We start from the raw sequence: 21,108 nt of genomic DNA on the forward strand, positions 1-21,108 counted from the left end.
GACGGACAGCGGGTACTCTGGAAGGGCTCGGGGCGTGTGCCTCGGGCCCTTTCGTCGTCCTCGCCGCCGCGGGGACGGTCCAGTGAGGTCGCTCCGGCACCGCCGTGCCGCGCTCCCCGCCGTCGCGGGACGTCCGACCTCGTGCCTGTTTGAGGAGAGACGCCGCCGTGGCTCGTCCGGCCCCCGGAGAACTCACTTTCGTCGCCCCGCGCGGTGCCAAGAAGCCGCCGCGGCACCTCGCCGACCTTTCGCCCGCCGAGCGGAAGGAGGCCGTCGCCGCGATCGGCGAGAAGCCGTTCCGCGCCAAGCAGCTGTCGACCCACTACTTCTCCCGGTACGCGCACGACCCGGCGGCGTGGACCGACATCCCGGCCGCCTCGCGGGAGAAGCTGGCGGGGGAGCTGCTGCCGGACCTGATGTCGGTGGTGCGGCACATCTCGTGCGACGACGACACCACCCGTAAGACGCTGTGGCGGCTGCACGACGGCACGCTGGTCGAGTCGGTGCTGATGCGCTACCCGGACCGGGTGACGATGTGCATCTCGTCGCAGGCGGGCTGCGGCATGAACTGCCCGTTCTGCGCGACCGGGCAGGCGGGGCTCGACCGGAACCTGTCGACGGCCGAGATCGTGCACCAGATCGTCGACGGCATGCGGGCGCTGCGCGACGGAGAGGTGCCGGGCGGTCCGGCGCGGCTGTCGAACATCGTGTTCATGGGGATGGGCGAGCCGCTCGCCAACTACAAGCGGGTCGTCGGCGCCATCCGCCGGCTGACCGACCCCGAGCCGGACGGTCTGGGGCTGTCGCAGCGCGGGATCACCGTGTCCACGGTGGGTCTGGTGCCGGCGATGCTGCGCTTCGCCGACGAGGGCTTCAAGTGCCGGCTCGCGGTGTCGCTGCACGCGCCGGACGACGAGCTGCGGGACACGCTGGTGCCGGTGAACACGCGCTGGAAGGTGCGGGAGGTGCTGGACGCGGCCTGGGAGTACGCCGAGAAGTCCGGGCGCCGGATCTCCATCGAGTACGCCCTCATCCGGGACATCAACGACCAGGCGTGGCGGGGTGACCTGCTCGGCAAGCTGCTCAAGGGCAAGCGGGTGCACGTCAACCTGATCCCGCTGAACCCGACGCCGGGGTCGAAGTGGACCGCGTCGCGGCCGGAGGACGAGAAGGCGTTCGTCGACGCGATCGCCCGCCACGGTGTGCCGGTGACCGTGCGTGACACCCGGGGCCAGGAGATCGACGGTGCCTGTGGGCAGCTGGCGGCCTCCGAGCGCTGACCTTGTACTCTGTGCTCGAACACATCTGCATATTCCGACAGGGGAGCGCCACAGCGCTGAGAGTGCGGTAACCGTAGACCGCAGACCCTCTGAACCTTGCCCAGGTCATTCTGGGTAGGAAGTTCGGTCGTAACTCGAGCTGTTGCGCCCTGCCCGCGTCCGTTCCGGCGGCCGCGGGCAGGGCCGCGTCTCTTCCTGGTCCCACCCAGGAGGACAACCGATGCACACCAAGAAGGCAGCCGCCGTCGCGCTGGTCGCGGCGCTCGGCGTCACCGGCCTCGCCGCCTGCTCCACCGAGGACGCCCGCGAGGCCGCGGGCAAGTCCGGGGAGCCGGCGCCGAAGACCGTGACCCTCGTGAGCCACGACTCCTTCAACGCCTCCAAGGAGGTGCTGGCCGAGTTCACGAAGCGGACCGGCTTCACCGTGAAGGTGCTGAAGGCCGGCGACGCGGGCGAGGCCGTCAACAAGGAGATCCTCACCAAGGGCTCCCCGCAGGGCGACGTCTTCTTCGGCGTCGACAACACGCTGCTCTCCCGCGCCCTCGACAACGGCATCTTCGAGCCGTACGAGGCGAAGGGGGCGGACCGGGTCCCGGGCACGTTCAAGCTCGACAAGGAGAACCGGGTCACGCCGATCGACACCGGTGACATCTGCGTCAACTACGACAAGAAGTTCTTCGCGGACAAGAAGCTCGCGCCGCCGGTGTCCTTCGACGACCTGGCGAAGCCGGAGTACAAGGACATGCTGGTGGTGGAGAACCCCGAGCGGTCCTCCCCGGGCCTCGGCTTCCTCCTCGGCACGGTCGCGCGGTACGGCGACGAGGGCTGGCAGGACTACTGGAAGAAGCTGAAGGCGAACGGCGTGAAGACCGTCGACAGCTGGGAGCTCGCCTACAACCAGGAGTTCTCCGGTTCGGCCGGCGGCAAGGAGGCCAAGGGCGACCGTCCGCTGGTCGTGTCGTACGCCTCCAGCCCGCCGGTCGAGGTGCTGTACGCGGAGCCGCAGCCGAAGGAGGCCCCGACCGGGGTGTCCACCGGCACCTGCTTCCGGCAGATCGAGTTCGCGGGGCTGCTGCACGGGGCGAAGAACCCCGAGGGCGGGAAGGCGCTGATCGACTTCCTGATCTCGAAGAAGTTCCAGGACGACATGCCGCTGCAGATGTTCGTGAACCCGGTGGCGGAGGACGCGACGCTGCCGGAGCTGTTCACGCAGCACGGCGTGGTCGTGGAGAAGCCGCAGACGATGGCGCCGGAGAAGATCGCCGAGCGGCGTGAGGCGTGGATCCAGCAGTGGTCGTCGCTCCTCAAGTGAGGTCCGGCCGCCGGGGGAGCGCGGCGCGGCTGGGGCTGATGGTCCTGCCCGTCGCGTTCTTCGCGGTCTTCTTCGCCTGGCCGGTCGTGTCGATCGTCGAGCGCGGGCTGCGGCCCGGCGGGGTCTGGGACCTCGGCGCGATCGGGGCGACGCTCGGCCGTTCGGACATCCTCGGCGTGCTCGGCTTCACGGTGTGGCAGGCGGCCGCCTCCACCGGTCTGACGCTGCTGGTGGCGCTGCCGGGGGCGTATGTCTTCGCCCGTTTCGACTTTCCCGGGAAGGGTGTGCTGCGGGCGGTCGTCACGGTGCCGTTCGTGCTGCCCACGGTGCTGGTCGGGACGGCGTTCCTGGCTCTGGTGGGGCGGGGCGGGTTCACCGACGCGCTGTTCGGGCTGCGGCTCGACACGACGGTGTGGGCGATCCTCCTCGCGCACGTGTTCTTCAACTACGCGGTCGTCGTCCGGACGGTCGGCGGGCTGTGGGCGCAGCTGGATCCGCGGCAGGAGGAGGCGGCGCGGGTGCTCGGCGCGTCGCGGTGGACGGCGTGGCGGTCGGTGACGCTGCCGGCGCTGGTGCCCGCGGTGTCGGCGGCGGCGCTGATGGTCTTCCTCTTCACCTTCACCTCGTTCGGTGTCGTGCAGATCCTCGGCGGGGACGCGTACACGACGCTGGAGGCGGAGATCTACCGGCAGACGGCCCGGCTGCTGGACCTGCGGACGGCGGCCGTGCTGACGCTGGTGCAGTTCGTGGCGGTCGGGGCGATCCTCGCGGTGCACGCGCGGACGGTGCGGCGGCGGGAGACGGCGCTGCGGCTGGTCCCGCCGGAGCTGACCGCGCGCCGGCCGCGGGGCTTCGGCCAGTGGGCGCTGCTCGGCGGGGTGCTGGTGTCGGTGGCGGTGCTGATCCTGCTGCCGCTGGGGGTGCTGGTGGAGCGGTCCTTCGCCACGCCGGAGGGGTACGGGCTGCGCTACTACCGGGCGCTGGGTTCGCTGGACGAGTCGGGGACGTTCCTGGTGCCGCCGCTGGAGGCGGTGGGGAACTCGCTGCGGTACGCGGTCGCGGCGACGGCGATCGCGGTGGTGGTCGGCGGGCTGGCGGCGGCGGCGCTCACCCGGCGCGCGGGGCGCCTCGTGCGGGGCTTCGACGCGCTGCTGATGCTGCCGCTGGGGGTGTCGGCGGTGACGGTGGGTTTCGGGTTCCTGATCACGCTGGACGAGCCGCCGTTCGATCTGCGGGCGAGCTGGATCCTGGTGCCGCTGGCGCAGGCGCTGGTCGGGGTGCCGTTCGTCGTGCGGACGATGCTGCCGGTGCTGCGGGCGGTGGACCAGCGGTTGCGGGAGGCGGCGGCGGTGCTGGGGGCGTCGCCGTGGCGGGCGTGGCGGGAGGTGGACCTGCCGCTGGTGCGGCGCGCGCTGCTGATCGCGGCCGGGTTCGCGTTCGCGGTGTCGCTGGGGGAGTTCGGTGCGACGGTCTTCATCGCGCGCCCGGACAATCCGACGCTGCCGGTGGCGGTGGCGCGGCTGCTCGGCCGGCCGGGGGAGCTCAACTACGGGCAGGCGATGGCCCTGTCGACGATTCTGATGGTGGTGTGCGCGGTGTCCCTGTTGCTGCTTGAGCGGTTGCGGACCGACCGGACCACCGGGGAGTTCTGATGCTGGTCCTTGAGGGTGCGACGGTTCGGTTCGGGGCGCGGGCGGTTCTCGACGCGGTGGACCTGGAGGTCGTCGAGCACGAGATCGTGTGCGTGCTGGGGCCGAGCGGGTCGGGGAAGTCGACGCTGCTGCGCGCGGTCGCGGGGCTTCAGGCGCTGGACGCGGGGCGGGTGCTGCTGGGCGGTGCCGACCAGGCGGGGGTGCCGGTGCACCGGCGGGGGGTGGGGCTGATGTTCCAGGACCACCAGCTGTTCCCGCAGCGGGACGTGGCGGGGAACGTGGGCTTCGGGCTCCGGATGCGGGGGGTGGCGAAGGAGGAGCGGGCCGGGCGGGTGGCGGAGCTGCTGGAGCTCGTCGGGCTGCCGGGCGCCGGGGGCCGCTCGGTCGCGGCGCTGTCGGGCGGTGAGCAGCAGCGGGTGGCGCTGGCGCGGGCGCTGGCGCCGCGGCCCCGGCTGCTGATGCTGGACGAGCCGCTGGGGCAGTTGGACCGGGGGCTGCGGGAGCGGCTGGTGGTGGAGCTGCGGTCGTTGTTCGGGCAGCTGGGGACGACGGTGCTGGCGGTGACGCACGACCAGGGGGAGGCGTTCGCGCTGGCGGACCGGGTGGTCGTGATGCGGGAGGGGCGGATCGCGCAGTCGGGGTCGCCGGTGGAGGTGTGGGAGCGGCCGGCGTCGGAGTTCGTGGCGCGTTTCCTGGGGTTCGAGAACCTGGTGCCGGCGACGGTGTCGGGTGGGGTGGCGGAGACGGTGTGGGGCCGGGTGCCGGTCCCGGAGGGTTCGCCGCAGGGGGAGCGGACGCTGCTGGTGCGTCCGGCGGGGGTCCGGCCGGCCGGCGGGGGGCTGGTGTGCCGGGTGGAGTCGCGTACGTTCCGGGGGCATCACGTGGCGGTGGTGCTGCGGCCTGCGGACGGGCCGCCGCTGGAGGCGGAGTTCCCGCTGCGGGAGGTGCCGGAGGTGGGCGCGGAGGTGGCGGTGGGGTTCCGGGCGGATGAGGTCGTCGTGCTGGACGAGGACGGGGACGGGGACGGGGACGGCGGGGTCGGGGCGTAGCGGGCGGGGGGCGTGGCGGACGGGGTGGGCTACGCGGCGGCGAGGCGCGCGAGGGCGGCGGGGGCGTCGTCGACGGAGTCGACGAGGGCGATCCGGGCGGCCATCGGGCGGTTCTCCGCGAGGCGTTCCAGGAGGGGCCAGGCGGGGAGGCGGCCGGTCCAGTGGGCGCGGTCGACGAGGACCATGGGCGTGGGGGCGCCGAGGGAGCCGTAGTAGTTGGGGGTGGCGTTGCCGAAGATCTCCTGGACGGTGCCGGCGGCGCCGGGGAGGAAGACGACGCCGGCGGTGGAGCGGGCCAGGAGTCCTTCTTCGCGGAGCGCGTTGGCGAAGTACTTGGCGATGTGGCCGGCGAAGGCGTTGGACGGTTCGTGGCCGTAGAACCAGGTGGGGATGGAGATCGAGTCGCCGCCGCCGGGCAGCAGGGCCCGTACGCGGAAGGCGGCGCGGGCCCAGTCGGTCACCGAGGGGGTGAAGGAGGGGGCCTTCGCGAGGTGGGCGAGGGCCTCGGTGAGGGCCGGGTCGGCGAAGGGGGCGGTGTACGCGCCGAGGTTGGCCGCCTCCATCGCGCCGGGGCCGCCGCCGGTGGCGACGGTGTAGCCGGCGCGGGCGAGGGAGCGGCCGAGGCGGGCGGCGCCCGCGTACGCCTCGGTGCCCCGGCCCATGGCGTGGCCGCCCATGACGCCGGCGACGGGCCGGCCGGCGAGGTGTTCGTCGAGGGCGTCGCCGACGGCGTCGTCGTGGATCGAGCGGAGCATGGAGGAGAAGACGTCGCCGTCGGCGCGGGTGGCGCGGAACCAGGCGTAGGAGAGCGCGTCGGGGGTGGCCGGGTAGCCGTCGTCGCCGCCGACGCCTTCGTACAGCTCGTCCGGGGTGTAGAGCCGGTTGCGGTACGGGTCGAAGGGGAGGCCGGGGACGGGCGGGAAGACGAGGGCGCCGTCGGCCCTGACCTTGACCGCCGCCTCGGGTTCCATCGGGCAGCCGAGGAAGACGGTGGCGGCGGTGGGGGTGGCGAGGAGGGCGAAGGTGCGGTGGGTGAGGTCGACGGACTGGATCCGCAGGCCGGCGAGGCCGCCGGGCAGGGCGAGCGACGCGTCGAACTCGTCCAGGGTGTGGATCTCGCGGCCGCGTCCCTGCGGGCGCGGCGGCGGTGGGGGCGTCGCCATGGGCCCACGATAGGCGGCCCGTGGCGACGCGGCCTCCCGCTGTTCCGGCGGCCGGGCCCGGGGCCGGGTCTGGGTCTGGGGCGGCTCGGGGCCGGGCCAGGGCTCAGGCGGTCAGCGGGAGGGCGGCGAGTTCCCCGATCAGCCAGGTCAGGGGGAGGAAGACGGCCAGCAGCGCGGCGGCGCGCAGCAGGGCGGCGGTGCGGAGCACGGTCGGCGGGGCGCCGATCCTGGCCAGCGCCTCCGTGGTGTGGGCCCGGCCCTGGCGGGACTCCAGGGCGGCGGTGAGGAGGGTCGCGGTGGTGCAGGTCATGACGACGCCGGCGCCGAGGCCGGTGAGCGGTCCGAAGGCGGTGCCGCCGTCGGAGGCCGCGTAGACGGTGGTGGCGGCGAGGGTGCCGGAGAGGACCGCGCAGACCACGCCGAGGGGGCGGCCGATGCGGTCGGCCTCGGACATGAGGACGCGTCCGGCGAGGAGGCGTACGGCTCCGGGCCGGGCGGCCTGGAGGAGCCGGCCGCTCAGGTGGGTGAGGCCGGGTCCCGCGAGCGCGAGGCCGGCGGCGGTGAGGATCCAGCCGGCGAGGACGCCGGCGGGGGAGCCGTCGAAGCGGCCGGGCAGGGCGACGCCGTCGCCGCCGCCGCGGCCCGCGTACGTCTCGACGGCGAGGCCGACGGCGATGAGCGCCACGCCCCAGGGGAGGCCGGCGGGGATCGGGCGGGCGGCGCCCTCGGGGGCGGGAGTGCCGGTGCGGGGGCGCAGCGCGAGGCCGGCGGCGGTGGCTCCGGCGACGGGCACGATCGCGAGGAGGGTGAGGGCGGCGGCGAGCGGGAGGGGTTGTTCGGCGGCGAGGAGTCCGGCGGCGGCGCCGTCGAAGGGGAGGCCGGTGATGTCGCCGCGCAGGTGCAGGTAGACGAGGAGGGCGATCATGGAGCCGAGGGTGCAGGCGACCGCGGTGGAGGTGGCGGCGATGGCGGTGAGCCGGGCCGGGCCGAGGCCGATCGAGGAGAGGCCGGGGCGGGGCCGGGTGGCCGGGTCGGTGCGGGCGACGGCGACGGCGAACTGGACGGTGGCGGCGATCGGCAGCGCGCACCAGAGCAGCCGCAGGACCGAGGCGGAGGAGTGCTCGGGGTGGCCGACGGCGTAGCCGAGGGTGCACAGCAGGAGGAAGCCCACGCCGGCGGCGGCCGTGGCGACGAGGAGCCGCCGCAGCTGGACGAGCGGGTGGGAGCCGCGGACTAGACGGAGAGCGAGCACGCCGCCACGCCCTCCGCCCCCGTGGCGGGCGGCACGCTGCCGGCCCGGCGTCCGTCGAGGAGGGTGACCGTGCGGTCGGCGAGTGCCGCGACCTCGCCGTCGTGGGTGGCGAGGAGGACGGTGATGCCGTGGGAGCGGGCGGCGGCGGTGAGGGTGCGGAGCACCTGCGCGCCGTCGGCCCGGTGCAGGGCGGCGGTGGGTTCGTCGGCGAAGAGGACGGCCGGGCCCGCGGCGAGCGCGCGGGCGATGGCGGTGCGCTGGCGCTGGGAGCGGGTCAGGCCGTGCGGGCGGGTGCGGGCGCGGTCGCCGATGTCGAGGCGGTCGAGCCATTCGCCGGCGGCGGTCTTCGCGGCCTTGTGGGGGACGCCGCGGAGCAGCAGGGGGAGGGCGGTGTTCTCCCAGGCGGTGAGTTCGGGGACGAGGCCGTCGTCGGGGCCGATCCAGCCGAAGCGTTCGCGGCGGAGCCGTTCGCGGTGGGCCGGGGGGAGGGTGTGGACGGGGGAGCTGTTGAACCAGACCTCGCCCTTCTGGGCGAGGAGTTCGCCGGAGAGGCAGCGCAGCAGGGTGGTCTTGCCGCTGCCGCGGGGTCCGGTGACGGCGAGGATCTCGCCCTCGCGGACGCCGACGGAGACGCCGCTGAGGGCCTCCGTGCCGTTCAGGGAGCAGTGCAGGGAACGCGCCCAGAGCACGTCGTTGTCCGGTGGGGCCATCGCGTACACCTCGATGTCGGATCCGATTCTTGCGTTCCCCCGTCCGGGGGAACGAGGGTCGGGCCTGTCGGTCACTGGGCACCGTAAGTATTCGGATCCGTTTGTACGGACAGCACGCGGCCCGGGCCGCCGCCATCCACTCGGATGGCGGCATGCCCGGGCCGCATGGGTCACGCCGTGAGGGCGGCGTGAGGAAGGGAACCTCGGGGGAGGGTTCCCGGGGGCTCAGAGCTTGGTCCACGCCTCGGTCAGCACGCTGCGCAGGATGCCCTCGATCTCGTCGAAGGTGCCCTGGTCGGCGATGAGCGGCGGGGCCAGCTGGATGACCGGGTCGCCGCGGTCGTCGGCACGGCAGTACAGGCCGTTGTCGAAGAGCGCCTTGGAGAGGAAGCCGTAGAGGACGCGCTCGGTCTCCTCGTCCGTGAAGGACTCCTTGGTGACCTTGTCCTTGACGAGCTCGATGCCGTAGAAGTAGCCGTTGCCGCGGACGTCGCCGACGATCGGCAGGTCGTGCAGCTTCTGCAGCGTCGAGAAGAAGGCGCCCTCGTTGTCCAGGACGTGCTGGTTGAGGCCCTCCTTGTCGAAGATGTCCAGGTTGGCGATGGCGACCGCCGAGGACACCGGGTGGCCACCGAAGGTGTAGCCGTGCAGGAAGGTGTTGTCGCCCTTGTAGAACGGCTCCGCGATGCGGTCCGAGACGATGCAGGCGCCGATCGGGGAGTAGCCCGAGGTCATGCCCTTGGCGCAGGTGATCATGTCGGGCACGTAGCCGAACTTGTCACAGGCGAACATCGTGCCGAGGCGGCCGAAGGCGCAGATGGTCTCGTCGGAGACGAGGAGCACGTCGTACTGGTCGCAGATCTCGCGGACGCGCTGGAAGTAGCCGGGCGGCGGCGGGAAGCAGCCGCCGGCGTTCTGCACGGGCTCCAGGAAGACGGCGGCGACGGTGTCGGGGCCCTCGAAGAGGATCTGCTGCTCGATCTGGTCGGCGGCCCAGCGGCCGAACGCCTCGGGGTCGTCGCCGTGGATCGGGGCGCGGTAGATGTTGGTGTTCGGCACCTTGTGCGCGCCGGGGACCAGCGGCTCGAAGGGGGCCTTCAGGGCGGGCAGGCCGGTGATGGACAGGGCGCCCTGCGGGGTGCCGTGGTAGGCGACCGCGCGCGAGATGACCTTGTACTTGGTGTGCTTGCCCTGGAGCTTGAAGTACTGCTTGGCGAGCTTCCACGCGGTCTCGACGGCCTCGCCGCCACCGGTGGTGAAGAAGACCTTGTTGAGGTCGCCCGGGGCGTAGTCCGCGAGGCGCTCGGCCAGCTCGACGGCCTTCGGGTGGGCGTAGGACCACACCGGGAAGAAGGCGAGCTCCTGGGCCTGCTTGTACGCGACCTCGGCCAGCTCCTGGCGGCCGTGACCGGCGTTGACCACGAAGAGGCCCGCGAGACCGTCGAGGTAGCGCTTGCCCTTGTCGTCGAAGATGTAGGTGCCCTCACCGCGGACGATGGTGGGGACGGGGCTGTTCTCGTACGACGACATGCGGGTGAAGTGCATCCACAGGTGGTCGTAGGCGGACTTTGAGAGGTCGCTGCGGTCCTGGCTCACGGTTATCGGGTTCCCCACATGTAGGTCTGCTTCTTGAGCTTCAGGTAAACGAAGCTCTCGGTGGAGCGCACGCCGGGGAGCGTGCGGATCCGCTTGTTGATCACTTCCAGAAGGTGGTCGTCGTCCTCGCAGACGATCTCCACCATCAGGTCGAACGAGCCCGCGGTCATCACCACGTACTCGCACTCGGGCATGTCCGTCAGCGCTTCCGCGACCGGATCCAGGTCACCCTCGACGTGGATGCCGACCATCGCCTGTCGCCGCAGGCCCACGGTGAGCGGGTCGGTGACGGCGACGATCTGCATGACGCCCTGGTCGAGGAGCTTCTGGACGCGCTGCCGCACGGCCGCTTCGGAGAGGCCGACGGCCTTGCCGATGGCGGCGTAGGGGCGGCGGCCGTCCTCCTGGAGCTGCTCGATGATCGCCAGGGAGACGGCATCGATCGTCGGGGACGAACCGGTTCCGGTTCTGGAGTCTGTGCTTCGACTGGCCACGACTTCACTGTGCACCGAGATGCACCGTCGCGCAACCCCGGAGCGATGTAATTCGTTGTTCGGAGCTTCTTTCGGCACTGAATCCGAAGTCGGAGGGCTCCAGGGCTGTTGAAAGCGTCAGCCGAGCAAGTAGGCTGAGGTGTCTCACCCATCGGGACACCGCACAACGCCGTGCGACGACAGAACGTGACAGGAGGGGTGGCAAGTGACCACCGAGCTGCGCCGGCTGCGCAACTACATCGACGGGGAGTTCCGCGACGCGGCCGACGGCCGCACCATCGAGGTGATCAACCCGGCCACCGGCGAGGTGTACGCGACCTCCCCGCTCTCCGGCCAGGCCGACGTCGACGCCGCCATGGAGGCCGCCGCGGCCGCCTTCCCCGCCTGGCGCGACACCACGCCGTCCGAGCGCCAGAAGGTGCTCCTCAAGATCGCCGACGCCTTCGAGGAGCGCGCGGACGAGCTCATCGCCGCCGAGGTCCTGAACACCGGCAAGCCGACCGCCCTCGTCGCGAGCGAGGAGGTGCCGCCGATGGTGGACCAGATCCGCTTCTTCGCGGGCGCCGCCCGTCTCCTCGAAGGCCGCTCGGCCGGCGAGTACATGGAGGGCATGACCTCCATCATCCGCCGCGAGCCGGTCGGCGTCTGCGCCCAGGTCGCGCCGTGGAACTACCCGATGATGATGGCCGTGTGGAAGTTCGCCCCGGCCCTCGCCGCGGGCAACACGGTCGTCCTCAAGCCCTCGGACACCACCCCGGCGTCCACCGTCCTGATCGCCGAGATCATCGGCTCGATCGTCCCCAAGGGCGTCTTCAACGTCATCTGCGGCGACCGCGAGACGGGCCGCGCGATGGTCGAGCACCCGACCCCGGCGATGGCCTCCATCACCGGCTCCGTCCGGGCCGGCATGCAGGTCGCCGAGTCGGCGTCCAAGGACGTCAAGCGCGTCCACCTGGAGCTGGGCGGCAAGGCCCCCGTCGTGGTCTTCGAGGACACCGACATCGACAAGGCCGTCGAGGACATCTCCGTCGCCGGCTTCTTCAACGCCGGCCAGGACTGCACGGCCGCCACCCGCGTGCTCGTCCACGAGTCCATCCACGACGAGTTCGTCGCCGCCCTCGCCAAGGCCGCGAGCGAGACGAAGACCGGTCAGCCGGACGACGAGGACGTGCTCTACGGCCCGCTCAACAACGCCAACCAGCTGAAGCAGGTCACCGGCTTCATCGACCGCCTCCCGGCCCACGCCAAGGTCGAGGCCGGTGGCCACCGCGTCGGCGACAAGGGCTACTTCTACGCCCCGACCGTCGTCTCCGGCCTCAAGCAGGACGACGAGATCGTCCAGAACGAGGTCTTCGGCCCGGTCATCACCGTCCAGTCCTTCGCCGACGAGGCCCAGGCCCTGGAGTTCGCCAACGGCGTCGAGTACGCCCTCGCCTCCTCCGTCTGGACCAAGGACCACCAGCGCGCCATGCGCATGTCCCGGTCCCTCGACTTCGGCTGCGTGTGGATCAACACCCACATCCCGCTGGTCGCCGAGATGCCGCACGGCGGCTTCAAGAAGTCCGGCTACGGCAAGGACCTCTCCGCCTACGGCTTCGAGGACTACACGCGCATCAAGCACGTGATGACCTCGCTGGGCTGAACCGCCCGGTAGCCCGCACGCCACGGCCCCGGCACCGTCGATCGGATGATCGACAAGGTGTCGGGGCCGTGGCGTGCCGCTCGACGGAGCGTCCATTGCGGGGCCGAGGAGCCGGACGGGATGCTTCGCGGGTGAGAGCGACAGCCAGGAAACCCATGCCGCGCCGGTCCCTCCTGCGGGGCCTCGGCGCCGCCGGCGCCACCGGCCTCCTCGCCGCCTGCGGCGTCAAGCCCGCCTACGTCGCCGAGGACCGCCGGGCCGGCCGCGACCTGTCCGGCCGCGAGCGGACCGTCACCTTCGCCAACTGGCCGCTCTACATCGACACCGACGACGACGATCCGCAGAAGCGGCCCACCCTCGACGCCTTCCGGAAGCGGACCGGGATCTCCGTCCACTACACCGAGGAGATCAACGACAACGACGAGTTCTTCGGCAAGGTCGGCCCGGCCCTGATGAACGGCCAGGCAACCGACCGCGACCTCATCGTCGTCAGCGACTGGATGGCCGCCCGCTTCGTCCGCCTCGGCTGGGTCCAGGCGATGGACCGCGCCGCCCAGCCGCACGTCGCCGCCCGGCTCGACCCGCAACTGCTGCGCCCCGCCTTCGACCCCGGCCGGCTCCACTCCGTGCCCTGGCAGTCCGGCATCACCGGCATCGCCTACAACCGGCGCAAGCTCGGCCGGGAGCTCCGCTCCACCCGCGAACTGTGGGACGCCGACCTGCGCGGCAAGGTCACCCTCCTCTCCGGCCTCGACGAGTCCATCTCCCTGCTCATGCAGGGGGACGGCGTGGACGTCACCCGCTGGACCGAGGCCGACTTCCACCGGGTCTGCGACCGGATCGAGGAACTGGTCAGGAAGAGGCACATCCGCCGCTTCACCGGCAACGACTACATCAAGGACCTCGCCGCCGGCGACGTCCTCGCCTGCCAGGCGTACTCCGGCGACGTCATCCAGCTCCAGGCCGACAACCCCGACATCGAGTTCGTCGTCCCCGAGGAGGGCGGCGAGCTGTGGGCCGAGTCGCTGATGATCCCCAACCTTGCCGCGCACAAGGCCAACGCCGAGAAGCTGGTCGACTACTACTACGAGCCCGAGGTCGCCGCCGAACTCGCCGCCTGGGTCAACTACGTCTGCCCGGTCCCGGCCGCCCAGGCCGTCCTCGCCGACTCCGGCGACGAGGAGCTGGCCGCCCTCGCCGAGGACCCGCTGATCTTCCCCGACGAGGAGATGCGCGGCCGGCTCGCCATCGCCCGCGACATCGGCTCCACGGAGCGCCGCGCGATGGCCAAGCGGTGGAACGGGATCGTCGGCCTCTGAGACCCCCCCGTTTCTGAACACGTTCAAGAGGGGGCGTACGCTGGGCCCATGAGCGACACGAACGGGCCCAGAGCCCTACTCGCGCGCATCCGCGCCTGGCTGATCTTCTTCGTCGTCTGTCTCGTCCTGAGCGGGCTCACCGCCTTCCCGCTCGTCACCGAACTCCGCTGGCTCGACTCCTCGCTGACCGGCTGGGCCGCGCCGGTCGCCCAGGCCCTCCCGGGCCTCGCCGAGTGGATCCACAAGGTGGCCGGCGGGCTCGAGGCCGCCGGCGCCGACGCCCCGTACCTGCTCTACGGCACCGACTGGCTCGCCTTCGCCCACCTCGTCATCGCCGTCGCCTTCTACGGCGTGTACCGGGACCCCGTCCGCAACATCTGGGTCGTCGAGTTCGGCATGATCGCCTGCGTCGGCATCATCCCCCTCGCCCTCATCTGCGGCCCGATCCGGGACATCCCCTTCTGGTGGTCGGTCATCGACATGTCCTTCGGGGTCTTCGGCATCCTCCCGCTGATCCACGTCCGCCGCATGATCAAGCGGCTCGAAGCGGCGGACGGCGCCGTCACTCCGACGGCTGCCCGTACGTCGCCAGCATGAGCTCCAGGGCCGTGCGGTTCATGGACTGCCCCTTGGCATCGGTGGAGTTGACGCTGTAGACCAGCGTCCGCTCCCCGTGCCGGGTCGAGGCGATGGCCGCGTTGTAGCCCCAGCGGCCACCCGTCTTGCCCCACACCTCACGCCCGCCCAGCCGCTTCACCGACAGGCCGGCCGAGTACGCGGCCGGCTCGCCCGACCGGAAGTCGGTGACCCCGGGGACGGTGAACATCTCCTCCAGCAGCGGCCCCCGGACCACCCGGCCCCCGAACAGCGCCCGCGTGAAGCGCTCCAGGTCCGCCGTGGTCGAGATCAGATCGCCGGCCGCCCACCCGTCCGTCGCCCGCCACACCGACACGTCCCTCAGGCCGGTCGTCCCGTCCTCCCGCCGCATCAGCTGGTAGCCGTGGTTGTACGGCCCCCGGATCCCGGCCTCCCGGCCCGGCAGATAGGTGTCCCGCAGACCGAGCGGGCGAAGGATCCGCTTCCCGACCTGCTCCTCGAACGCGTCCCCGGTCACCCGCTCCACGACCAGACCCGCGATCGTGTAGCCGATGTTCAGGTAGTGCTGGCGGGTGCCCGGTCGGAACTCGCGGGGCTTCGCGGTCGCCGAGCGGACCAGCTCCTCCGGCTCGTGCACGTCGAAGCGGTGCTCGTACCACTCCTCCACCGTCGTCCCGGGGAAGTCCGGCGCCGGGATGCCGTGCGTGTGGTTCAGCAACTGCCGGACGGTCACCGTCGCGTACCGGCCGGGGATCAGCTCCGGCAGGTACGAGCGGGCCGTCCGGTCCAGGTCGATCCGGCCCTCGGCGGCCAGCTGGAGCACCGTCGCCGCCGTGAACACCTTCGTCACCGAACCCGCCCGGAACCGGCCCGCCGGATCGGCCGGCGCCCCCGACTCCAGGTCGCGGACGCCCGCGCTGCCCCGCCAGACCCCCTCGGTGCCGCCCACCCGGACCAGGGCCGCCGTCGCGTCGGCGCGCGGCAGCCCCGCGAGCACCGCCGACAGGTCAGGGGACGCGGGTGCGGACGCGGCCGCCGCCGGAGCGGGCGCCGCGACAGCGGGGGACAGGGCGGCGGGACCCGCCGCGACGCCCAGGACCAGGGCGGCGGCGAGCAGGGTGCGGGTGGGCTTCCTCATGGTCGAACTCCCGTGATGTGAACCGTCGTTCTCGATGGTTCCATCCTGCTGACCGGCGGCGATCCGCGGATCGCCCGCACCGGCGGTCCCCCTCCGTCACTCCCTCGCCCGCGCGGGGGAGGGGCCGGCACCCGGAGCTCCCCCCGCCGGGGGAGGACCCGGCGCCACCAGCCCCGTCTCGTAGGCGCAGATCACCGCCTGGATCCGGTCCCGCAGCCCCAGCTTCGCCAGCACGTTGCCCACATGGGTCTTCACCGTGTGCTCGCTCACCACCAGCTCCGCCGCGATCTCCGCGTTCGACCGGCCCCGCGCGAGCAGCAGCAGCGTCTCCCGCTCCCGGCCCGTCAGCACGTCGAGCCGCGGATCCGGCGCCGCCGCCCGGCGCGGACCGCCCGCCGTGTACTGCTCCACCAGGCGCCGCGCCACCGACGGCGCGAGCAGCGAGTCGCCCGCCGCCACCACCCGCACCGCGTGCACCAGGTCGTCCCGGCGCACGTCCTTCAGGAGGAAGCCGCTCGCGCCCGCGTGCAGCGCCTCGTACACATACGCGTCCGAGTCGAAGGTCGTCAGGATCACCGTCCGGCAGGCGCTCTCCGCGCTGATCGCCCGGCACGCCTCGATCCCGTCCATCCGGGGCATCCGGATGTCGAGCAGCGCCACGTCCGGCCGGTACCGGCGCACCGCCTCCACCGCCGCCGCCCCGTCGGCGGCCTCCGCGACCACCTCGATGTCGTCCTGGACGTCGAGGATCAGCGCGAAACCACTGCGCACCAGCTCCTGGTCGTCGGCCACCACCACACGGATCGTCACGGTCCCACCTCCGCCGGGGAGGGTACGGGCAGCTCCGCCCGCACCTCGAATCCGGTGCCGCCCGGGCCTGCGGCCGCGGTCGCCGTGCCGCCGTGCGCCGCCGCCCGCTCCCGTATCCCCGCCAGTCCGTGGCCCGCGGACCGCACCGCCGGCCGGGGGCCGCGCCCGTCGTCGGTCACCAGGACCGTGAGGTGCGTGGCCGAGCGGTCGATCCGGACGGTGGCGGTACGCGCCCGGGCGTGCCGCACGGTGTTGGTCAGGGCCTCCTGCGCGATCCGGTACGCGGTCGCCGCGAGCGGCGCGGGCAGCCCCGCCACCTCGCCGGAGGTCTCGTACCGCACGGCGAGGCCGCCGGCCCGCACCCGGTCCAGGAGCGCGGGCAGTTCCGCCAGGTCCGGCTGGGGCGACCGGCCGCCGCCCGGGTCCTCCTCCCGCAGCACGCCCAGCATCCGCCGCAGTTGGTCCATCGCGTCCCGGCCGGTCGCGGAGATCGCCTCGAAGGCCGCCTCCGCCCGCTCCGGAGCCCTGCGCACCGCCACCGGGCCGGCCTCCGCCTGCACGATCATCAGGCTCACCGCGTGCGACAGGATGTCGTGCATCTCCCGGGCGATCCGGGCCCGTTCCCGGGCGGCCGCCCGCTCCGCCTCCACCACCTGCGCCCGCTGCCGGGCGTCCGTCAGCCGGCCGAAGACATAGGCCGCGCCGAACACGAAGAGCGAGAAGGTGAGTTCGCGGGCCGACCGGGTGTTGAGCCACACCGACACCGGCACCGCGACCACCAGCAGCGCGGCCGCCACCGCCCGCTGCCGGGCCGTCCCGAGCGCCGCGACCGTGTGCACGCACACCAGCCCCTGGTACGGCAGCGGCTGTCCCGGGCCCTCCACCGCCAGCCGGTACAGCGCGCTCGCGGCGATCACCGCGAGCAGCACCGCCATCGGCGCCCGCCGCCGCCACACCAGCGGCAGCACGGTCAGCGTCGTCAGCCCGTACGCCTCCCAGGTCGCCGGCTCCAGCTCCGGCGGACGCGGCACCACGAAGGGCATCGTCACCGCCGCCTGCACCAGCAGCGCGAGCCCCGCGTCCACGGCCCGCGGATGCGCCGCACCCCACTCGCGGGCCTGCCCCGTCCCCCGTATCCGCATTACGGCTTGCGGCCCACCGCGCCGAACTGCGCGACCGCGGGAGCCTCCGGCGCCCCCCACCGGGCGCACGAGACGACGCCCGGGGCGAGCAGCTCCAGGCCGTCGAAGAAGGAGGTGAACTCCTCGCGGGTGCGGGCGGTGATGGGCGGGGTGGCGTTCTCGTTCCAGAACGCCATCGCCTCCCGGTTGCCCTCGCCGCCCAGCTCCGCGTCGTACGTCGGGTGGGTGAGGACGAGATGGCTGCCCGAGGGCACCGCGGCCATCAGCGTCCGCACGATCGACCGCGCCTCGTCCGTGTCCAGGACGAAGTTGAGGATGCCGAGCATCAGCACCGCCACCGGGCGCGTCAGGTCCAGGACCTCGCCGGCCGCCGCCACGATCTTCTCCGGGTCGTGCGCGTCGGCGTCCACGTACGCCGTGACGCCCTCGGGGGAGCTGGTCAGCAGCGCCCGGGCGTGGGTGAGGACGATCGGGTCGTTGTCGACGTAGACGATCCTGGCGTCCGGCGCGACCCGCTGCGCCACCTCGTGGGTGTTGTCGGCGGTCGGCAGGCCCGTGCCGACGTCGAGGAACTGACGGATGCCGTCCGTGGCCAGTCCGGTCACCACGCGGCCGAGGAACGCCCGGTCGGCGCGGGCGACTTCGCCGATGCTCGGGTGGAAGGCGGTGACCTGGTCGCCGACGGCGCGGTCCACCGGATAGTTGTCCTTGCCGCCCAGCCAGTAGTTCCACACCCGGGCGTTGTGGGCGATGTCGGTGCGGATCCGGTCGTTCATCAGGGAACCTTTCGCAGGACGGAGGCGAGGACGTCGACGCGGTTGGTGGTGATCGAGTCGACCCCGTTGGCGATCAGCCTACGCATGGTCCTGCGGGTGTCCGGCGTCCAGGCCGAGACGAGCAGACCGTCCCGGTGCACCCGCTCGGCGAGTTCCCTACTGACAAGGCCGAAGCGGTAGTTGAGCCACTTCGGGCGGACCGCGTCGAGCAGCGCGGGGCGCGGCGGCGCCAGCGAGGTCCAGGTGAGGGCGATCTCCGCGTGCGGGTCGGCCGCCCGCACCTGGAGCATCGCGACCGCGCCCGCGCAGTAGTAGACGCGCTCGCCGGCACCGGCCTCGCGGACGGCGCCGACGATCCTGCGGACCGACGCCTCGTTGCCGCCGGGCAGGTCGAGCATCAGCCGGTGCGCCCCGGCCGTCAGGAGCGCGTCCCTGAGCGTCGGCACCCCGCCCCCGGTCAGCTCGCGCAGCCGCGCGTGGGTGAGCGAGGAGAGCGGCCGGTCGTGGCGCCACAGCCGCTTCAGGGTGTCGTCGTGCAGGAGGACGGGCACCTCGTCCTGGGTGAGCCGGACGTCGACCTCGACCGCGTCCGCGCCCGCCGCGAAGGCGGAGCCGATCGAGGCGAGGGTGTTCTCACGGGCGCGGTACGGGTCGCCGCGATGGCCTACGACAGTGACAGATCGCATGGCCCCCATTCTTCGCCGGGGTTCAGCGCGCCAGCCAGTTCTCCGTGTACGTGTCGATCTCGGCGGCCAGCCGGTCCTTGCCGGCCGGGTCGAGGAAGGACGCCTCCACCGCGTTCTTCGCGAGGGCGGCCAGCCCGCGCTCGTCCAGCTCCAGGAGCCGGGCGGCGACGGCGTACTCGGTGTTCAGGTCGGTGCCGAACATCGGCGGGTCGTCGCTGTTCACCGTCACCAGGACACCGGCGTCCACCATGGCCCGGATCGGGTGCTCGTCGAGCGTCGCCACCGCCCGGGTCGCGATGTTGGAGGTCGGGCAGACCTCCAGGGCGATCCGGTGCTCCGCCAGGTACGCGAGCAGCTCGGGGTCCCGCACGGAGCTCGTGCCGTGCCCGATCCGCTCGGCGCCCAGGTCGCGGATCGCGTCCCACACCGTCTCGGGGCCCGTGGTCTCGCCGGCGTGCGGCACCGAGTGGAGCCCGGCCGCCCGTGCCCGGTCGAAGTACGGCTTGAACTGCGGGCGCGGCACCCCGATCTCCGGTCCGCCGAGACCGAAGGAGACCAGGCCCTCGGGGCGGATGCCGTCGGTGACGGCGAGCCGCGCGGTCTCCTCCGCGGACTCCAGGCCGGCCTCGCCGGGGATGTCGAAGCACCAGCGGAGCACCGTGCCGAACTCGGCCTCGGCCGCCTTGCGGGCGTCCTCGATCGCCGCCATGAACGCCCGCTCGTCGATGCCGCGGCGGGTGGAGGAGTACGGGGTGATGGTCAGCTCGGCGTAGCGGATGTTCTGCCGGGCCATGTCCCGGGCGACCTCGAAGGTCAGCAGCCGGACGTCCTCCGGGGTGCGCACGAGGTCCACGACGGACAGGTACACGTCGATGAAGTGCGCGAAGTCGGTGAAGGTGAAGTAGTCGGCCAGCGCCTCCGGGTCCGTGGGGACCTTGGAGTCCGGATGCCGTGCGGCCAGCTCGGAGACGATCCGGGGAGAGGCGGAGCCCACGTGGTGGACGTGCAGCTCGGCCTTGGGCAGGCCCGCGATGAAGGGGTGGAGATCGGTCATCGGGTCATCGTAGGCCGGGCGGTGAGCGCCGCGGGGGACGCCGTAGCATGACGGGACCACGGAGGGAGCCCCGTATGTCCGACCACGCCGAGCCGCGCCCGCAGGGCCGGGGCACGAACGACCCGTGGGCCGCGCCGGACCGCGCCGCGACCCCGGTGGACCCGGGCAAGCGGGTGCCGGTGCACGACCAGCCGACGATCACCTCGATACCCACCGGGGACGCGGCCGGCGGAGAGCTGCCGCCGCCTCCCGTCGCCCCCGGCGGCCCCGCCGCGTACGGGACGCCGGCGTCCGCGCCCGGGTACGGCTACCCGCCGGGCCCGGCCGCGCCGGGGTACGGCCACCCGCCCGCAGGACCCGCCTACGGCTACCCGGCGGCGGGCGCCCCGACCGGCGCGTACGGCTATCCGCCGGCCGGCCCGACGCCCTACGGGCCGCTGCCGGGCCAGAGCAACGGTCTGGGCACGGCGGGCATGGTGCTCGGCATCATCGGCACCTGCCTCTTCTGGCTCTGGGGCGTCCCGGCGATCGTGCTGGGCGTCCTCGCCCTGATCTTCGGCATCCTCGGCCGCAAGCGCGCCAACCGGGGCGAGGCGAGCAACGGCGGGGCCGCCACCGCGGGCATCGTCCTCGGCACCGTCTCCCTCGTCCTCGGGACGGCGTTCCTCGCCTTCATCGTGTGGGCCGTGATGGTGACCGAGGAGTACCGGGAGAGCGAGGGCGGGGAGCGGACCTCGGCCGCCCTCGTCGTCGACGCCCGCCGCTAGGGTCGGCCGGACAGGCCCTGGGACTCCGTACGCAGCCGCTCCCGGGCCTCCATCAGGGCGAAGCCCAGCAGGTTGAGGCCGCGCCAGCGGGCCGGGTCGTGGGCGCCGGGGTCGCCGGCGGCGAGGCCGATGCCCCAGACGCGGTCCAGCGGGCTCGCCTCCACGAGGACCCGGGTGCCGGTCCCCAGCAGATAGCTCCGCAGCCCCTCGTCCGAGGCGAACTTGTGGACGCTGCCGGCCACCACGATCCCGGAGCGCTCCCGCGCCCACACGGTCTCGTCGAAGCCGCGGACCAGCCGCCCCGCGTTCTTGGCCTCGGCCGGGGTGGCGGCGGCGAGCGCGGCCCGCTCCGCCTCGGCGTCGCCGAAGAGGCGGGCCTTCGCCGCCATCATCCAGTGCTCCGCCGTCGCGTACCGCACGCCGGAGACCTCGAAGGGTGACGGCCACCACTGGCTCAGACAGCTCTGGGTGAGCCGTCCGTCCGGGGCCGCGCGGTGGCCCCAGAAGTGCAGCCACTTCACCCTGTCACCCCTGCTGACCTGCTGTGTCAGCGATTCGACGGTCATCATGCACGCGAGTCTGACATCCGCGACAGACACTCCGTACGAAGATTTTCCCGGGACCTCGACACTTGGTCGACCGATTCCGTCGGGTAACCAAAAGGCAACA

General features: G+C 72.8%; 20 protein-coding genes and 1 riboswitch. Of the genes, 8 read left to right on the forward strand and 12 right to left on the reverse strand.

Annotated features, from left to right (window positions below):
• Positions 1 to 167: 167 nt before the first annotated feature.
• From rlmN to ACIGHB_RS18410, 4 genes are all read left to right on the forward strand, one after another.
• Entirely contained in the window at positions 168 to 1,280 is a 1,113-nt protein-coding gene (gene rlmN / locus ACIGHB_RS18395) for a 23S rRNA (adenine(2503)-C(2))-methyltransferase RlmN (protein ID WP_360314439.1), read from the forward strand.
• 29 nt (positions 1,281 to 1,309) lie between these two features.
• Positions 1,310 to 1,419, forward strand: a riboswitch (TPP riboswitch).
• A gap of 81 nt (positions 1,420 to 1,500) precedes the next feature.
• On the forward strand, positions 1,501 to 2,592 hold the full coding sequence (locus tag ACIGHB_RS18400; protein ID WP_399914241.1) for a thiamine ABC transporter substrate binding subunit: 1,092 nt from the start codon (positions 1,501 to 1,503) through the stop codon (positions 2,590 to 2,592).
• Between the two features lie 38 nt (positions 2,593 to 2,630).
• On the forward strand, positions 2,631 to 4,244 hold the full coding sequence (locus tag ACIGHB_RS18405; protein ID WP_360314542.1) for an iron ABC transporter permease: 1,614 nt from the start codon (positions 2,631 to 2,633) through the stop codon (positions 4,242 to 4,244).
• A complete protein-coding gene (locus ACIGHB_RS18410; RefSeq protein WP_399914244.1) occupies positions 4,244 to 5,293 on the forward strand; it encodes an ABC transporter ATP-binding protein in 1,050 nt (349 codons plus the stop codon). Before ACIGHB_RS18405 ends, ACIGHB_RS18410 begins: the two co-directional genes overlap by 1 nt.
• A 29-nt stretch (positions 5,294 to 5,322) precedes the next feature.
• Here ACIGHB_RS18410 and ACIGHB_RS18415 read toward each other — a convergent pair whose 3' ends face one another.
• The 5 genes from ACIGHB_RS18415 to ACIGHB_RS18435 all read right to left on the reverse strand — a co-directional run bounded on the left by ACIGHB_RS18415 (position 5,323) and on the right by ACIGHB_RS18435 (position 10,508).
• Entirely contained in the window at positions 5,323 to 6,456 is a 1,134-nt protein-coding gene (locus ACIGHB_RS18415; RefSeq protein WP_360314433.1) for a Rossmann fold nucleotide-binding protein, read from the reverse strand.
• Positions 6,457 to 6,559: 103 nt separating this feature from the next.
• Positions 6,560 to 7,708, reverse strand: coding sequence for a hypothetical protein (locus ACIGHB_RS18420; RefSeq protein WP_360312168.1), 1,149 nt, complete (start codon positions 7,706 to 7,708; stop codon positions 6,560 to 6,562).
• Positions 7,690 to 8,418 carry an ATP-binding cassette domain-containing protein gene (locus ACIGHB_RS18425; RefSeq protein WP_360312170.1) on the reverse strand — a complete coding sequence of 243 codons (729 nt, stop codon included), beginning with the start codon at positions 8,416 to 8,418 and terminating at the stop codon, positions 7,690 to 7,692. The genes ACIGHB_RS18420 and ACIGHB_RS18425 overlap by 19 nt, the downstream gene beginning before the upstream one ends.
• 225 nt (positions 8,419 to 8,643) lie before the next feature.
• The gene (locus tag ACIGHB_RS18430) at positions 8,644 to 10,032 is read right to left on the reverse strand and encodes an aspartate aminotransferase family protein (protein ID WP_360312172.1); all 1,389 of its coding nucleotides are present in this window, start codon (positions 10,030 to 10,032) and stop codon (positions 8,644 to 8,646) included.
• The gene (locus ACIGHB_RS18435; protein ID WP_234338256.1) at positions 10,017 to 10,508 is read right to left on the reverse strand and encodes an Lrp/AsnC family transcriptional regulator; all 492 of its coding nucleotides are present in this window, start codon (positions 10,506 to 10,508) and stop codon (positions 10,017 to 10,019) included. The genes ACIGHB_RS18430 and ACIGHB_RS18435 overlap by 16 nt, the downstream gene beginning before the upstream one ends.
• A gap of 205 nt (positions 10,509 to 10,713) precedes the next feature.
• Here ACIGHB_RS18435 and ACIGHB_RS18440 point away from each other — a divergent pair, with 205 nt between their 5' ends.
• The 3 genes from ACIGHB_RS18440 (at position 10,714) to ACIGHB_RS18450 (ending at position 14,066) form a co-directional block, all read left to right on the forward strand.
• Entirely contained in the window at positions 10,714 to 12,150 is a 1,437-nt protein-coding gene (locus tag ACIGHB_RS18440; protein WP_360312174.1) for a gamma-aminobutyraldehyde dehydrogenase, read from the forward strand.
• Positions 12,151 to 12,305: 155 nt separating this feature from the next.
• Positions 12,306 to 13,469, forward strand: coding sequence for a spermidine/putrescine ABC transporter substrate-binding protein (locus tag ACIGHB_RS18445; RefSeq protein WP_399914250.1), 1,164 nt, complete (start codon positions 12,306 to 12,308; stop codon positions 13,467 to 13,469).
• A gap of 48 nt (positions 13,470 to 13,517) precedes the next feature.
• Positions 13,518 to 14,066, forward strand: coding sequence for a hypothetical protein (locus ACIGHB_RS18450; protein WP_399914253.1), 549 nt, complete (start codon positions 13,518 to 13,520; stop codon positions 14,064 to 14,066).
• Here the strand turns inward: ACIGHB_RS18450 and ACIGHB_RS18455 are convergent.
• The 6 genes from ACIGHB_RS18455 to ACIGHB_RS18480 form a co-directional block, all read right to left on the reverse strand.
• Entirely contained in the window at positions 14,032 to 15,204 is a 1,173-nt protein-coding gene (locus ACIGHB_RS18455) for a serine hydrolase domain-containing protein (protein ID WP_399914256.1), read from the reverse strand. The genes ACIGHB_RS18450 and ACIGHB_RS18455 overlap by 35 nt on opposite strands.
• 96 nt (positions 15,205 to 15,300) lie before the next feature.
• Positions 15,301 to 16,014, reverse strand: a complete 714-nt coding sequence (locus tag ACIGHB_RS18460) for a response regulator transcription factor (protein ID WP_360312182.1) — start codon at positions 16,012 to 16,014, stop codon at positions 15,301 to 15,303.
• Entirely contained in the window at positions 16,011 to 17,156 is a 1,146-nt protein-coding gene (locus ACIGHB_RS18465; protein WP_399914260.1) for a sensor histidine kinase, read from the reverse strand. Before ACIGHB_RS18465 ends, ACIGHB_RS18460 begins: the two co-directional genes overlap by 4 nt.
• Positions 17,156 to 17,932 carry an SAM-dependent methyltransferase gene (locus ACIGHB_RS18470; RefSeq protein WP_360312186.1) on the reverse strand — a complete coding sequence of 259 codons (777 nt, stop codon included), beginning with the start codon at positions 17,930 to 17,932 and terminating at the stop codon, positions 17,156 to 17,158. The genes ACIGHB_RS18465 and ACIGHB_RS18470 overlap by 1 nt, the downstream gene beginning before the upstream one ends.
• On the reverse strand, positions 17,932 to 18,618 hold the full coding sequence (locus ACIGHB_RS18475; protein WP_360312188.1) for a glycerophosphodiester phosphodiesterase: 687 nt from the start codon (positions 18,616 to 18,618) through the stop codon (positions 17,932 to 17,934). The genes ACIGHB_RS18470 and ACIGHB_RS18475 overlap by 1 nt, the downstream gene beginning before the upstream one ends.
• A gap of 22 nt (positions 18,619 to 18,640) precedes the next feature.
• A complete protein-coding gene (locus ACIGHB_RS18480) occupies positions 18,641 to 19,672 on the reverse strand; it encodes an adenosine deaminase (protein WP_360312190.1) in 1,032 nt (343 codons plus the stop codon).
• A gap of 74 nt (positions 19,673 to 19,746) precedes the next feature.
• Between ACIGHB_RS18480 and ACIGHB_RS18485 the strand changes: the two genes are divergently transcribed.
• Complete coding sequence (locus ACIGHB_RS18485; protein ID WP_399914264.1) at positions 19,747 to 20,439, forward strand: DUF4190 domain-containing protein; 693 nt, start codon at positions 19,747 to 19,749, stop codon at positions 20,437 to 20,439.
• Here the strand turns inward: ACIGHB_RS18485 and ACIGHB_RS18490 are convergent.
• Positions 20,436 to 21,008 (reverse strand): NADAR family protein, encoded by a 573-nt coding sequence (locus tag ACIGHB_RS18490; protein ID WP_399914266.1) that lies wholly within the window; start codon positions 21,006 to 21,008, stop codon positions 20,436 to 20,438. The two genes, ACIGHB_RS18485 and ACIGHB_RS18490, sit on opposite strands and share 4 nt — an antisense overlap.
• Positions 21,009 to 21,108 lie beyond the last annotated feature (100 nt).

The sequence above is a fragment of the Streptomyces sp. NPDC085460 genome (assembly GCF_044541975.1).
Taxonomy (GTDB): Bacteria; Actinomycetota; Actinomycetes; order Streptomycetales; family Streptomycetaceae; genus Streptomyces.